Raw genomic sequence first — 15,201 nt, 5'->3', positions numbered from 1 at the left:
AATCGTGCCGAATCCTGAAAATTTATCCTTCGGCTGGATACCGCACGCCAGGTACCAATCAGTTGCATAGCGTCAGCTATATACATCGATGTGTCCAGTTGGGCATGAGGACTGGCCGATGGCATACACCACCATACCTGAACGCCCTCTTTCTCATATGACATTCCCATTTGGGTCTTTCGTACAACGGGGGTCATAAAATGGTTGTATGCATGTAGTCATGATCCCAGTATTTAACATCAGGTCTGGGCAGTGATACAGCATAGTCTAGTGGCAGCGTAATATTTTTTCGGCGTTGTAGCCAGTTTTTCTATATCAGTCTTCGACTGTGCAGCAGTAACTGGTGACAATAATAACAGTGGAAATGCTATACAATAGCGCAAAAACGCAGGCATAGGGGTGAATTTTAAGGTTGGAATAAAGATAAAGTATTCCGCATTTCATAAAAAAAGTGTGACGCAATGCAGTGCTACTACTCCCTCTGTCGTCATTTCCACTTCAGATCCGGCTTATGCAGGCAATGCCTAAAGCAACAGATAAAAATAAGGAAAAACCAACGAGCAATACCATGACTATTCTATGCATCCTTTATCCTGTTCAAAACCGTTCTGGCGGTAGTGTTTCCACACTCCTGTTTAAATCAGTGGATAATATCTCCGGTTCTCCTATCAATTCCACCGGCAGACTATCGTAATTCATATCCACTCAAAATACACCAATGGCAAGACAAAACACTTTCATCCTTTCACCGGTAAACTCGGTAATAACATCGGCTATGAGCGTAACGGGAAACACCTCCTTCGCAGTGCGCCTAAAGCCATCAGACAAACTCAGGCTACCCGCCGGCCGCCCGACGCTTTGGCATCTGCAGCGCCAAGGCAGATTAATCCGCCATGCCTTCTACCCTGCACTCGACGTAAGATGTGACAGTTCACACATCAATCGTCTGAATAAGCTGCTTATTCAGGCAGCCGGTGACCACACCGCAGTAAAAGGCTTCCGGTTTAATAAAACTGCAGGAATCGACCGCTTCTTCAGTATAAGCCCTGAAATACAGGGAAACGACGTCCTGCATATTCCTGCACAACACATCTCACAACAACACCGTTTCACAGCCTTAGAATTAAAGGTGATCGCTGTCCGCATTGATTTCAATAGCCAGCAGATCACCGGAACAGATACTGTTACCATAATGATAGATTCTCAGGAGCCTTTTAAAGGAACAGATATCCCCTTATATGTAGTGGGTGAAGGTACCCTCCTGCTGACTTTACAGATAAGAGCTATTCACGATAATGGTCTTTCCTGTAACAAACAATTCCTTGCCGCTGATATCATTGCCGTAGTGCCACCATCCGCTCCAAAACGTATCAGACTGCTACACATCCACAGCGGATAATGCGGCAACGACTGACGCAGGCAATAAATCTGCCCGTACCTGCCCATCAGGATATCATCCAACGGGAATAAAGTTTCCCTGCCTGAAAGTGTATTTTGCTGATGAAATATCCCATTAAACTTAAAGATATCCACACTGATCGCTACAGTTGACGCTGAAGCGGCTATCCTATTGGCCGAAAGATCCTATACATACAAACATCGGGCATTTATCCCCAACACCCCTACAGCAGGTCATCACCACATCAGTCCACGTTTTCTTCTGGTACAGTACCCTTTCCCCCCTCACAACAGCAGATCTACTGCTGACCAGCGCCTGCCGTATAAGGACCAGACATCTGCTTCACCTGCTGTCCTTTTTTGAAGGAGTCCAATACAAAAATGCGATAGCTGTTACCATCCGTGCCACTCTTATTACAATATGTCCTGATGTACTTTTATACGCATTCTCCAATGCCGGTCCGATAACCAGCTTATTTGCCTCCAGCATATTCGTCGCAAACAGATCATGTGGAAAAGGATTAGTCGCGCGGAGCTAAGACGATTCAACACCTCATGCCCCGGATGATCACTCGACCATACCTGTTCTATCCATACCCGCGGGCGTAAGGTCTGTATATAATTTATGTTCAGGGCATTCCTGTTACCATGATGACTGACGGTTGCAATATCTACCTTACCTACCGCAGGTGGCTACTGCACTTTCCATATCGTCACAGGCAGGTTCGCCATAGTTTACAATCCCCTGAATATCCGCAGCAAAGAATATACTGAAATTCCCATATTGCACCCGCACACCACAACCGGCATTATTCTCATCAGGCAATACACCACCCGTATCAGCAAAATGATTATAGACACCCTCTCCTTCCCATTCCAGACAAATCCATTTGACATAATATTCCGGACATGAAAAGCGGGATACGCTTTCGCATCTTTTAGCAGCACAAACTGATCTTTACTGCCCGTCTTAAAACGCTCTGCTTTCATACCCTGATGTGTAGTCTGGTATTCAATGAAATGGAAATAATTCGCCACTTGCTGTAACTCGGCATCTTCCTGTTTTACATCTTTGGCAATCTCCTTTCTGAGGTCAAGCGGTAATTATAATCCGGATAACCACGGTCTACTAATTTCCGGATGGGAATCTGATCGCCTACTCCTGTGATGCCTGTCAGATAATATTTCCTGGCGGCCGCACTTTTGCCCCCTTATACATTCCTCCAAAATGATCATCATGAAAAGTGTGATCATCGCATAATCTATCCATGCGGATGGACTGACAGCCTTAATATATTCAGCAATCCACGCATATGCCTGCTGACTGGTATCCGTTGCAAAGGTGCAGTACGGGGCGATCTGGTACGTGCATCCATCGGGTTTAGTTCGCCGGCATCAATCAACATGGTCGTACCATCCGGCATGATCATAAACGCACAATCTCCTCTGCCTGTATTTATAAAATGAATATCAAGATTCCCTTTATTCCACGGATCCAATGTCTGTGCTTTCCCATACTGTATTGTTAAAAAACAAAACAGAGCGATCACGGTACTTTTATAAAGTCTGTTGAGCTGTATCATGATGATTGTTATTACGCCGGAAACGATGTTTTCCACATGGCCATTCAGATGGCACAATATTAACAATGCGCTTCCGCTAATTACATTACCAAATTATTAACAAAAGCCCCCGGTGGCATTGCACTGACAGAAATATAGCGCTATCTTTGAGCCTTAGAAATAAATTTTAACCATGGAGTTTGATTTCCCTATCCCACACTTTCTCACACTGAAAAAAGAGCTTAACACAATACGTAATGATATTGAGAAAGAAAAAGCAATCTGGAAAACTATCCGCGACACTCTGAGTGAGGCAGACATCAACCAACTCGACAACGATTTTTTGATGCTTTCGATAGCATGTATTCCAGTGCCAATAACATGTTACAGGCTGAGCAAACACTGAAGGCACTTGTGCAAAAGGGCGCTTCCGCAAACCTGATGACCACTCATGAACTGGAATCACATAACGTAGCCATGCTGGCGCAGGATATCCCGGTTTACAATAGTGAGCAGCTAAAAGCAACCGTACTCATTGTCAGAACAGCAGTCATTGCCGGTGCAGCCGTCGATCAGCAAAAAGCATATGTATTAAACGGAGGGATGAATGCACTGAACTATGTCTGCTCCTATCTGGGAGGGGTACTGCGGACCGGACCTACCACATGGGCGAGATAAATTACCATACCCCGGAACAGATAAAATGTTGCTATGATATATTCCCCTTACTGGTATCCGGACCGGGATTTGTTTATCCCTATCACATGTTTATAGGTTCTTTGAAATATGCGCCGGAAGTCACTACATTGCAGGAAAATACGATCTTAAGGATCATAGCGCTGGGCTGGACGCCATTTTCTGTGGATATTGAGTACTTAAACCCGGGCATTTTTAATAACATTTTTAAGATCAATCCCAAATGGCTTTCCCTGCTTTTCCCATACGAACATGAACAGTTGAAATACTACATAGATGCTGTAAAACGTGAGGCCAACGCAGCTGCTGTAAAAATTATGATCAACGGCGTTACCAGCGATAACAAAGCCCGGAAAGTCTTCCGCAACTTCTTTTCACAAAAACCACATTGGTTCCTCAAGCTGATCATCACTGAGATACCAGAGATCGTTTTTAATCTTGTGCAGCGAAATGAACGGGATATCCTGATCCCTTTTCTGAAACATTTTAAGCGGGAAATTGCTTCGCTACGTGATGAAAACAAGCGCTCGTTATTGGAATTTGCCATCAGCTCCAAACGTGTAGTAGACAATACCGTTCAATTGATACAACAGGCCCTACCTGCCGGTAAATAAAAAGTCGTCCGGGTATATCTGATCATCAGATACCTCACATGATCAGATATACTTTATGGGCGATACGAAAAGCTTAGCCCTCTTCACACAGCAATGCAACAGCCAACTTACCTTGACGCAAATTCCCCCGCAACTTGGCCTATCCACCGCCCCTCTCATTAAACAATTCTGCCTAAGTTTGCATTATCAGTAACCGGCATATTACGTACAACAAATATCCTTGATACAAATCCGCAGGGCTGCCATGCCACAACATCCCGCGTGAAGGATACAGTCATCGTGATACATAATTCGATTCCATCGGCTTTCAATTCAATTATATATATGCAAACAACCAAGCAGTCCGCCATTGGCTTTATTTTTATCACCCTTTTAATCGACGTAATGGGATGGGGTCTCATCATCCCCGTTATGGCCGATCTTATTGCCCAGCTAAAGCACATACCGGTTAATCAGGCCAGCACTTATGGAGCGCTCCTGCTGTCTGTATTTGCGGTTACACAGTTCATTTTCGCGCCGGTAGTCGGCAACCTCAGCGATAAATATGGTCGTCGCCCTGTGCTTTTACTCTCCTTGCTGGGTTTTGGTATTGACTACATTATCTTAGCCCTCGCCCCTTCATACGGATGGCTTTTCATCGGTCGTGTTATTGCTGGTATGACTGGCGCCAGCTTCACTACCGCTACAGCCTATATTGCAGATGTCAGTGTGGACGAAACTTCCAGAGCCAAAAACTTTGGTATGATCGGCGCTGCATTCGGTCTTGGTTTCGTACTCGGGCCCGCACTTGGCGCCCTGCTTGCCAACTGGGGCATCAGAGCACCCTTCTACGCAGCTGCAGTACTCTGCCTCCTGAACTGTCTGTATGGCTTTTTCCTGTTACCGGAATCTCTCAAAAAGGAAAACCGCCGGGCTTTTGAATGGAGCCGCGCTAACCCCCTCGGATCATTAAAATTCCTGACGGCACATCCTGAGATTGGCGGACTGGCATTTGCCTTCTTTCTGATCTATCTGGGCGCTCAGTCCGTACAGGGTAACTGGAACTTCTTTACCATCTATCGCTTCCAATGGTCGGAGAAAATGGTCGGTATTTCACTGGCAATAGTAGGCGTACTCGTTGGTGCTGTTCAGGCAGGTCTTACCAGAATCATCATTCCTAAAATCGGTAATGAAAAAAGCATCTACCTCGGACTATCACTATATACACTCGGCCTTGTACTCTTTGCATTCGCCACACAAAGCTGGATGATGTTTGCCTTCCTCATCCCTTATTGTTTAGGTGGTATCTGCGGACCATCACTTCAGTCCGTGATCTCTGGTCACGTACCGCCCAATCAACAGGGAGAACTACAAGGAGCACTAACCAGCCTGATGAGTCTCACAACTATCTTCGGCCCCCTGATCATGAATGGCACTTTCGCTTATTTCACGACAGATAAAGCACCTTTCCATTTCCCGGGTATCCACTTCCTGATTGGGGCAGTATGTATGTTGCTGAGTATTGTTATTACGAATAAAGTATTAACAAGAGAAAAGAAAGAGAATCCTGAACTGAGAAATATAATTGCCGGTGCCGGAGATCTGAAAGACGCACCTATGCATTGATATACATATCATACTATAAAAAAGAAAGGATGGAAGTGAATTCCATCCTTTCTTTTTTATAGTACGTTTAAGGTAAAATTTAATTGCCCAGTCTTTCCTTTTCCAGTCTCTCCTTTTCCAGTCTTTCCTCTTCCTGTCTTTCTTTATCCAGTCTTATAAGACAGTTCACCTGAGCCATAAACATTTCTGCATCTTCCTTTGAGCGAATTACTCTCGAGAGATTATCTTCACGCGGCGGAGTAGAAGTATCAACAGTATCAGTCTTTTCAGTATAATGTGTAACAAATGTCCTATACTGCCTGATTTTTTCTTCAAGGATTGGATCCATAATATTAGTTTAATGAATTATTAATAGTATTTATTTTAGACGAAACATATAGTATCTATACAAATCGTGCCTCGATCTTTGATGATTAAAAGATTCCGGTTTAGGTTTAGATATAAGGTGTCCATTCTGGTCTATTTCATAGCTACCATCCCTGAAAACTCTTATATACCAATCGACACCAAGGATTGCAAGCGAACCAGTTAAATAGTCATGATTAAACTTTGCTATAAGATGATACAACATTGCTCTCACATCGTCTGATCCGTCAATCCCTAAAACCAATGATGGATTTCTCTGCAAGAAGCCAACTCCATGAAATAAAACTGTTGACAGTACCTTTCCTAAATCAGCATGTTGCAATTTCACATCGTCTCGAAAACCACCTTTCATATTAGGGGGACCAAAACCCAGATTATAAACATTCGGCAAATCCAAATATGGATGCCGGACAATTTTGACGACCATAGTCTCCACAGAACCATCTGCCTGAGGCGATTCAAAAGTCATTTTGAATAGTCATCCTTCAATGAGGTCGGATGAAATGTCTCCTTGAAATTTAATTTTATCATTCCCTTTTATTTGAATAGAAAAATCTTGTTCGTCTATACGAATATTCAGGAGATAAACTTTAACATTGTACAACAGCATTCCCGGCAAGACACCAGTATAATCAGCTGTTTTCTAACGCAGATATTCCGAAAGTACAATACATTTTTCACATCAAAAAAATCTACAATTCCGTTATCACTATTCAATTTTCAGTAACATTTCACCTTGAACATTGTCATTTCGCATTCTCTCAAAACCACTATCTTTATCAAAATAAATATTTGCATCCATTCACCACCATACGCCATCTCTACACACCTATTCAGCCTGCCATCAAACAGTCAGCTGAACACGTCACCTATCACGAATTCCTTCCCCACCCGAACCTCCAACCCTTCATCTATTGTTACTGGCAATTAAAAACTACGGCCCCTCTCTCCGACCAGTTCAATTACCGTGTAGTTGCTGACGGATGCATCGACATCTTCTTTGAACTCAACAACCCTACAGAAAATTATATCATGGGCTTCTGTAAAAAGTATACAGAATTCCCCCTTGAGAATAACTTCAATTATGTAGGTGTTCGTTTCCTCCCCACCATGTTTCCACAGCTGTTCAAAGTGAACGCCGCCGAATTAAGCAACCGTTTCGAACACCTGAGTGCCGTGCATCCGGAGACGTCTGCATTTATCTCCGCGCACCTTCATGACGCATTGCAACCAGCCGATATCAGCCACATCTTTGATAACTATTTCTTAAAGACAATAGCAAAAGCAGATATCGATGAAGACCCAAGACTATATAATGCACTGGCCCTGATTCTGGATAAGTGCGGCGTTGTAGATATAGAGAAAGACCTGAATACCGGCATCAGCGCCAGACAACTACGCAGACTGTTTGAATTCTACATCGGTGATTCTGCAAAGACCTTCAGCAAGGTCGTCCGCTTCCAGAACATTCTGAAAGCAAAACCATCCGCACAAAGCCTGCGGCAGAATAAACTATTCTTTGACAGCGGCTATTACGATCAGGCACATTTTATCAAAGAATTCAGAAACTTTTACGGCGTCACTCCTTCCAAAGCTTTTGGCAGATAAGTTGTCCGATTTTTACAATGTTTCACACTACTGATTCCTGAATTTTACAGGACTAAATCAGCAAACATGAAACACCTGTTAACGTTATTGGTCACCCTGTTATTCACAACAGGCACTTATGCACAAAAACTCACTAAAACAAAACATACTATGAAACTGAACGCAGGCATTATTACAAATAAGCTCGCAGAAAGCAAAGCATTTTATACGGAAGTACTCGGCTTCGGCGTCACTTTTGAAAATGAATTCTACCTGTTGATGCACACGCCTGATAAAAGCACAGAGATCAGCTTCCTGTTACCAGATCATCCTTCACAGCAGGCCTTGTTCCAAAAACCTTTTCAGGGACAGGGTATGTACCTGACCATAGAAGTTGAAGATGTCGACAGTCTGTACACCACCATCAAAAAGAAAGGAGTTCCTGTTAAAATAGACATCAGAAATGAAGCATGGGGCGACCGGCACTTTGCTATCGAAGATCCTAATGGTGTAGGTATAGACATCGTACATTACCAGACACCCGAAAAATAAAAAAAACCACACCTGTCACGGTAACTTTTAGGTTTCCTCAGCCGTTGAATATTTTTTATTATTTTAAGCCCGTTCCTGTCAACGGCAGGGGAAATCAACCAACATCTATATCCAAGACACCGTGTGGTAATGAAGTATCTAAAACACCTGATAGTAACAGCTATCCTGTTACTGACTGTGCTGCCAACCTGTTACGGCAGCCGCTCCTATTGCGATTCTCTTATCCAACAGGGAATTGACGCTATGATGTCGAAGAAATTTGTCTCCGCCATCACTCTGCTGACCGAAGCACAACATCAGTCTGCTGATAATCACTGGCCCAGACAATTATTCCTGGCTACCAACAACATCGGACTTACCTACTATTTCATGCTGGACTACGGAGAAGCCCTGCGCAACTATCTCGACGCCTACAAAATAGCCATGGAAGAGAAAGATGCGACACTCGAAATGACCGTCCTGAATAATATCGCCATTCTCTATTCCAAAGAGAAGAACTATGACAAAGCACAGGAGTACTTCCTGAAAGCCTATACCATCGCCAAAGAGAAAAATGATAAAATAAGAATAGGCAACTACGCCCTGAACCTCGGTATTGTACATACTGAGATCCATCAACTGGAAAAGGCACGGGAATACCTGCGTGAATCAGTCAGCTATCTGCAAAACGAACCCAGAAGACTGATCAGCGCCCGCTACGCCTACGCCCAGAACCAGTTTCAGGAAGGCAATATGCCCGAAGCCGATCGCCTGAGTCTCGAACTACTCCAGACAGCCCGCGATTCTTCCTATAGGGATGAACGGATCTCCCTGCTGACACTGATCAGTTCTATTAAATTAAAACAGAACAATAGCGCACAGGCCCTTCAATATGCCAATGAAGCCTTATCTCTCAGTCCCAATCTGGAAGAAAGGATAGAACTCTTCCAGACCTTGTCTGCCATCCACCTGAAAGACCATGCTTATGCGCTCGCCATGGCGGACAAAGATTCTGTGGTGTATTACCGGGATTCCATCAATACCGTCAAAAACGGCCAGCAGTTCGAAACAGGTAAACTAAAGTTCGAGCTGCTCAATTCCCAGCACACCCTTTCCCTAAATAACGAGCAACTCTCCAACCAGCGCCGCCTGTTGTACATCGCACTGGCATTCATCGCCATTATCGTCACCTTTTTTGTCTGGCTGATGCGGATCAAAGCAGCCGAAAACAAACAAAAGGCCGTCCTCACCGAACGCAGCCATCAGATCATGGCGCTGGAAATCGAAAATGAAAAAAGCCAGAAACTCCTGCTGGAAGAACAGCTAAAAGAAAAAGAAACAGCCGCCCTGCTGGAACAGGAACGATTGAAAAATGAGATCGAAATACGAAACCGGAAACTCTCGGCCAAAGCACTCTACCTTTCCGGCAGAAATGAACTGATAGATGATATCATTACGGCCATGTCAAAAATTCCGGATCTGAATAAAGACGGCGTAGTCGTAAAACACATTTCTCAACTCAAAAGCTACCTCCGTACCGACAGTGAATGGGACGACTTCAGCACCCATTTTCAGGAAGTAAATCAGGGATTCCTGAATGCACTCCGCGAACATCACGCAAATCTGACTTCCAATGATGTCAGATTCCTTTCCTACATATACATGAATTTAAATACAAAGGAGATCGCCTCCCTGCTAAACATCACACCGGAAGGTTGCAGGAAAAGAAAGGAACGCATCACCAAAAAGATGCAGCTGGCCGAAAACACCTCCCTTTTTGAGTATTTATCAGGACTTTAAGGGGAATGTCACACTTTGTCCGGCCGCTGTCCTGTTAATTACATAGGCGCTTTAAGAGAAGGGAGGTACTTTCACACAGCACCCAATCGACCAAAATTCATGAGAAAAATTTTACTCGTTCATCTCTTCCTCTTACTGTTTTTTTCAGCCAACGCCCAACTCTCTTTTGAGTCAACCGGTGACTTCGGAAGACTATGGGACGTTACACCCGACCCGTCTATACCCGACAGGATCTATGCGCGTACCCTGAATAACCATATACTGGTTTCAGACGATCGTGGTAAAACATGGACCATCTTCTATTCCTTTGAGAATAGTGCAACCGCTATTTCACAATTCAAATTCCTGCCCGGCCATAAAGCCTTCTCGGTGATAGCAACCGCACCTGAGATCAATGACAATGGCCTGTACGTAATTGATGTTGAAAGTAAAGCGGTTGTCAGACATTTTGTCACACCCGATCAGGAAATGAAAGCATTTGTGGTCAGCTATGATATCTCAGATGAGCAGGCTAACAGGGTAGTGATTAACACCGCCTATAGAGATCCGGATACCTGGGCGCAATTCACGGAAGTATACTTCACAAAAGATGGTGGTAAACACTTCAACACAATATATTACAGTACCGAACATGATGGTGTGCATATCCTCAACAGCTTTTTCCATCCGGATGATCAGAAAAAGATCTACCTCGCAAGGGGACTGGGAGCATTGGGGGTAAACGGAGGTTTATATATCTCTGCCGACGAAGGACAACACTGGCGGGAAGCACTCGCCGGCAAAGGCGCCCTGAATGCCGTTGCCTTCCATCCTAAAAATCATAATGACTTCTTCCTCTGTAGCTTCATCAACTTCGGTGAGGCAGCAGAAGCCGTATACCATACACAAGACAGTGGCCATACTTTTAGTCAGGTACCTGTTACCTTCACGGATCAGACACTCAACAATATCATTACCATCCAGTACGATCCGGGTAACCTGCAGCGTATGTGGATGCTGGAAGAAAATGAAATACTGAAAAGTACCGATGGTGGTCAACACTGGACATCTACCGTATTCGAAAGCAGATCACAGGTATATGCCAGTGGCGTCTCTTTGGTGATCAATCCTAAAAATAGTAATGATATCCTCGTCTTCTCCGATGCGTGGCCGCAACATTCCCCTGATGGCGGAAAAACATTTGAGAAACTAAAAACACCCTCCTATCTGGTTAAAAGTACCGGATTGGCAGGCAGCGGTGCAGATCAACGGCTGTATTATTCTACACAGGGGGGCTATATTGCCAGAAATCTGCAAAATGGCGAAGTCATTATGCACGATACATTACCCGTATATTCCTTTACCTATGAGAATTATTATGTAATACCCGATACCGCCACGCAGGGACGTGTCTTCTTCTTCAGACCCTGTGATGACTTCCTGAACCCATCTGAGCTCTATTTCAGTGATGATTATGGCGCTACCGTAAAACGACTGCCTTCTGACGATTATGCCACAGGTATAGATGCCATCAAACGTGACCCTAACCACAAAGACCGTTACTGGGTGTCCTATTCCTATTATAATGCGTTTTCAGCCTTGTTCAGACTCGACTTCGCTGATCGCACCCAACCAGCACAAACACCGGTAGCCGCATCCGGCAATAGCCTGATCACAGATGTCTATATCCCCAAAGGAGACGGACAACGCTACTGATCACAAGCGGTCACCGCGTATATACCTCGACAGACGGCGGTATCACATGGGGAGAAAAATCCAAAGGACTGGACGATCTTGCCGAGGGTGTCGATATGATCTGGGATATGGATACCAATCCCTTTGATGAAAAGAAATAGTAATAGCGACTACGCGCGGTATCTATCAGACAGCAGATGGCGGCGAGAACTGGTCCCGCACACTGGAAGCAGGCGACCTGAAAAAAATTGCTTTCTCCAATATGGTGAACGGGCATCTGCTGGGTGCATCTGCTACTGATATTTTTGGTGACACCAGACTGGTCTTCAGTACCAACAAAGGAGTTAAATGGTCGGGTGTACCCGCCTCCGCACTGGCATATATCCCCTGCAACGCATCTATGGACTTCCGGTTTTTTGAAGATCATGCAGATATTTACTTCGCTACGGCTGATCTGGGTGTAGTAAAATATCAGCTGACAAACCTGCTCACACCACAGCTGGTGTTCCTCAATTCCTTCACAGGCCGCCTGCAGGGACGCAATGCGCTCCTTGAATGGAGAACGCAGAATGAAGAAGGACTACTACATTATGAACTGGAAAGAAGTACCAACAACAAAGACTTCTCATTGATCAATACACAACAGGCGACCAACAGCAATGGCCGTTTCTACTATAATCATGAAGACCTGGATTTCTATGATCTCGCAGCGAAATCAGGTAATGTCTATTACCGGTTGAAACTGGTCAGTCAGGATAATTCTTTCGCTTATTCAGACACCGTAAAACTGAATGCCCGCGATATGTATATCTATCCTGTACCAGCTGCCGATGTGATCAACCTCCATGTACAGGGTGTAACAGAAGCAACGAAATTCAGGGTATTGCTGGTCGATGTCGCCGGCAGACAATATTCCATCCAGCAGTATAATATCCCAACCGGACAAACAACCATCAATATGCCTGTCAGCCGCCTTGCAGGAGGTGTTTATTTCATGCTGGTGGAAACGAAGCCGGGGGGAGAAGTCAGGAAATTCAAGTTTGTAAAATTATAATCTATCCTCCCTAAACCCTATCCTGCAACAAAAAGCGTTTCGCCTCCGGCGGACGCTTTTTGTAATTAAAAAACATCCCTCTGGAAGGTAAAAATTATGGCCGTATTATATACTAAGACTTCTTTGATCGCATCGCCTTTACCTGCTTCAGCGACCTGTCTTTCGCAAACTGTTGATACTCGTCTGACTCAACCGCATAGATCGCCATCCTGCCGTCTGCATCAAAATGAGCGCCCCAGCCATAACGCTTGGTTAAAGGAGAAGAACGGAAACAAGCCTGCCCTTTAGAAAAGAACTGCTCTCTTTCTATCTCAAACTCCTGCGTTCTCAGCTGGCGTTTGGCTGCATGCACGTGAAAAAGCACGTCGTCGGAGGTAAATTCGTACGGGTTATCAACCAATAGCTCAAATTCTATGTTAGCAATGGTCTTTTCTCCTCTCACAGGGGGCACTTCAGCTGTCTGAACGGGGCAGTCATCAGCCACTTCAATAAAGGTGTTGTAGTAATTGGTGGTCTTCATTTCATAAACTGTTTACAGGTCCCTTTGATATTATATTACCTACAATATAAAAAATCCTGGTAACTTTTGTTACCAGGATCAGAAACTCTCTGTAGAAAGTACATATTAATTATTTATCGCTCATCTTACTTACACAGCCAGTCCGCTATATACTTTTTCGAGTTCCCTGTTAATAAAGCCTATCTCATCTGTAGTCAGTTGTACGTTCATGGCAGCTGCATTCTGTACAGCCTGTTCTACGTTTCTGGCGCCAGCCAGCACAATAGTGATACCCGGTTGTAAAGTCGTCCAGCGTAATACCAGCTGTGCCAGTGAAGCTTTTTTACTTTCCGCCAGCGGTGTAATGCTATCGAGAAATGCTTTCACTTTATCTGAAGAGAACTGACCGAAATAACCATTTCTGTGGTCATCTGCTTTCAGCGCTGCCTCACGGAAATATTTACCGGTCAGCAGTCCTCTTTCCAGCGGACTATAAGCAATGATACCAATCTTATTTTCGATAGCATATGGTACCAGATCCTGTTCGATACTTCTGTTCAGCATGCTGTAGGATACCTGATTGGAAGCCAGCTGTATGGTCTTTTCTGCTTCCTGCACCTGCGCAAGGTTATAGTTACTCACACCAGCCGCTTTGATCTTTCCCTGACGGATCAGGGTTTGCAATGCTTCCATGGTCTCATCGATGGGTGTTGTCGCATCCGGCCAGTGCAGCTGTAACAGATCCACATAATCAGTACCCAGTCTTTTCAGACTCTCTTCCAGCTCCTTGATGATATTCGCTTTGGAAGTATATTTATACACAGGGATATTCCTGCCATCAGCAGCAGCATCAAAGAAATATTCACCTTTACCCTGATTACTGCCATCCCATACCAGACCGAACTTGGTCAGTAACTGTATCTTACTCCTGTCCTTTCCTTTAATCGCTTCTCCGATCAGTTCTTCACTCAGCCCAAACCCATAAAAAGGAGCCGTATCGATCGTTGTCACACCATGATCCAGTGAAGCATGCACTGCTGCAATTGAATCCTGTTTTTCATTTCCGCCCCACATATTACCGCCAATGGCAAATGCGCCATAAGTAATAGTGGATAACTGCAGGTCCGTATTGCCTAATTTTCTGTATTCCATATCAGTTTAACTTAATTCAGGTTTGTAAATACGTTTTCCAGATGAGCGGTGTACTTACCCAGATCCCTTGGGATATCCGCATTCTTTTCTATATCATGAAAATGCATACCCGGTAAAGGCTTCATCCCGATAAACGCATTCATCCGGTGAAAACCAAACAGGATCCCATCGTCCACGCTGGTCTGCTGGAAGAACTCATCCGGTAATGTAAATGCCTCCTTAGGCGCATTCCAGGAAGTGGTGACCATGTACTTTTTACCATGCAGCATCCCTCCTGTTCCATAATTGATGGTAGGATTAGCAGAAGAACGGCCATCGCTTTTATAAATCCCCTTACCATGCCCTTCTGTAAATACCTTGTCTATATATGCTTTAAAGCCATGCGGCAATTGAAACCACCAGATTGGTGTATGATAGATCACAACGTCTGCCCATTTATACTTCTCTACTTCTTCCTGCAGATCGTATGCGTGATTGATATTGGTGGTTTTCACCTCAAAGCCCGGTCTGTTAGTAAAAAATTCAGCGGAAGCTGCCGAAACAGTTTCATTGAAACGGCCGCCGGAATGGCCGAACTGCTGACCTCCATTGATGATAAATACCTTTGTCATATTGTGTGTTTTTCTTTTGACAACACAAAAGTAGACCGGCTGACGGTATTAT

The 15,201-nt window shown here is 44.4% G+C and carries 15 protein-coding genes; 9 read left to right on the top strand and 6 right to left on the bottom strand.

The genetic code is table 11. The annotated features are described in order from the left end of the window. Positions 1–718 precede the first annotated feature (718 nt). Positions 719–1,399, top strand: coding sequence for a hypothetical protein (locus tag FEF09_RS22665; RefSeq protein ID WP_146307224.1), 681 nt, complete (start codon positions 719–721; stop codon positions 1,397–1,399). A gap of 1,261 nt (positions 1,400–2,660) precedes the next feature. Here FEF09_RS22665 and FEF09_RS22660 read toward each other — a convergent pair. Further along, the gene (locus FEF09_RS22660; protein ID WP_146307223.1) at positions 2,661–2,981 is read right to left on the bottom strand and encodes a hypothetical protein; all 321 of its coding nucleotides are present in this window, start codon (positions 2,979–2,981) and stop codon (positions 2,661–2,663) included. A 360-nt stretch (positions 2,982–3,341) separates the two neighbouring features. On the opposite strand from FEF09_RS22660, the gene FEF09_RS22655 reads away from it, so the two are divergent. From FEF09_RS22655 to FEF09_RS22645, 3 genes are all read left to right on the top strand, one after another. Beyond that, on the top strand, positions 3,342–3,638 hold the full coding sequence (locus FEF09_RS22655; RefSeq protein ID WP_146307222.1) for a hypothetical protein: 297 nt from the start codon (positions 3,342–3,344) through the stop codon (positions 3,636–3,638). 86 nt (positions 3,639–3,724) lie between these two features. Then, positions 3,725–4,270 (top strand): hypothetical protein, encoded by a 546-nt coding sequence (locus FEF09_RS22650; protein ID WP_146307221.1) that lies wholly within the window; start codon positions 3,725–3,727, stop codon positions 4,268–4,270. A 324-nt stretch (positions 4,271–4,594) separates the two neighbouring features. After that, positions 4,595–5,875: a TCR/Tet family MFS transporter gene (locus FEF09_RS22645; RefSeq protein ID WP_146307220.1), complete on the top strand. Its 1,281-nt coding sequence runs from the start codon at positions 4,595–4,597 to the stop codon at positions 5,873–5,875. Between the two features lie 79 nt (positions 5,876–5,954). On the opposite strand, the gene FEF09_RS22640 is transcribed toward FEF09_RS22645, so the two are convergent. After that, entirely contained in the window at positions 5,955–6,203 is a 249-nt protein-coding gene (locus FEF09_RS22640) for a hypothetical protein (RefSeq protein WP_146307219.1), read from the bottom strand. 30 nt (positions 6,204–6,233) lie between these two features. Continuing rightward, entirely contained in the window at positions 6,234–6,668 is a 435-nt protein-coding gene (locus tag FEF09_RS34915; protein ID WP_409994875.1) for a DUF6934 family protein, read from the bottom strand. A gap of 365 nt (positions 6,669–7,033) precedes the next feature. Here FEF09_RS34915 and FEF09_RS22635 point away from each other — a divergent pair, with 365 nt between their 5' ends. The 5 genes from FEF09_RS22635 (at position 7,034) to FEF09_RS22615 (ending at position 12,887) form a co-directional block, all read left to right on the top strand. After that, positions 7,034–7,849, top strand: a complete 816-nt coding sequence (locus tag FEF09_RS22635) for a helix-turn-helix domain-containing protein (RefSeq protein WP_146307218.1) — start codon at positions 7,034–7,036, stop codon at positions 7,847–7,849. 66 nt (positions 7,850–7,915) lie between these two features. Then, on the top strand, positions 7,916–8,380 hold the full coding sequence (locus tag FEF09_RS22630; RefSeq protein ID WP_222597076.1) for a VOC family protein: 465 nt from the start codon (positions 7,916–7,918) through the stop codon (positions 8,378–8,380). A 129-nt stretch (positions 8,381–8,509) separates the two neighbouring features. Beyond that, complete coding sequence (locus FEF09_RS22625; protein ID WP_146307217.1) at positions 8,510–10,159, top strand: tetratricopeptide repeat protein; 1,650 nt, start codon at positions 8,510–8,512, stop codon at positions 10,157–10,159. A 99-nt stretch (positions 10,160–10,258) separates the two neighbouring features. Further along, positions 10,259–11,854 carry a WD40/YVTN/BNR-like repeat-containing protein gene (locus tag FEF09_RS22620; RefSeq protein ID WP_146307216.1) on the top strand — a complete coding sequence of 532 codons (1,596 nt, stop codon included), beginning with the start codon at positions 10,259–10,261 and terminating at the stop codon, positions 11,852–11,854. Between the two features lie 241 nt (positions 11,855–12,095). Continuing rightward, a complete protein-coding gene (locus FEF09_RS22615; RefSeq protein ID WP_146307215.1) occupies positions 12,096–12,887 on the top strand; it encodes a T9SS type A sorting domain-containing protein in 792 nt (263 codons plus the stop codon). 112 nt (positions 12,888–12,999) lie between these two features. Here FEF09_RS22615 and FEF09_RS22610 read toward each other — a convergent pair whose 3' ends face one another. The 3 genes from FEF09_RS22610 to FEF09_RS22600 all read right to left on the bottom strand — a co-directional run bounded on the left by FEF09_RS22610 (position 13,000) and on the right by FEF09_RS22600 (position 15,149). Further along, entirely contained in the window at positions 13,000–13,407 is a 408-nt protein-coding gene (locus FEF09_RS22610) for a DUF6157 family protein (protein WP_146307214.1), read from the bottom strand. 129 nt (positions 13,408–13,536) lie between these two features. Further along, positions 13,537–14,538: an aldo/keto reductase gene (locus FEF09_RS22605; protein WP_146307213.1), complete on the bottom strand. Its 1,002-nt coding sequence runs from the start codon at positions 14,536–14,538 to the stop codon at positions 13,537–13,539. Positions 14,539–14,549: 11 nt separating this feature from the next. Next, on the bottom strand, positions 14,550–15,149 hold the full coding sequence (locus tag FEF09_RS22600; protein WP_146307212.1) for an NAD(P)H-dependent oxidoreductase: 600 nt from the start codon (positions 15,147–15,149) through the stop codon (positions 14,550–14,552). Between the last annotated feature and the right edge of the window lie 52 nt (positions 15,150–15,201).

It is taken from the genome of Chitinophaga pinensis, from assembly GCF_007896845.1.
Classification (GTDB): domain Bacteria; phylum Bacteroidota; class Bacteroidia; order Chitinophagales; family Chitinophagaceae; genus Chitinophaga; species Chitinophaga pinensis_C.
This window is presented reverse-complemented; position numbering and strand designations above follow the sequence as displayed.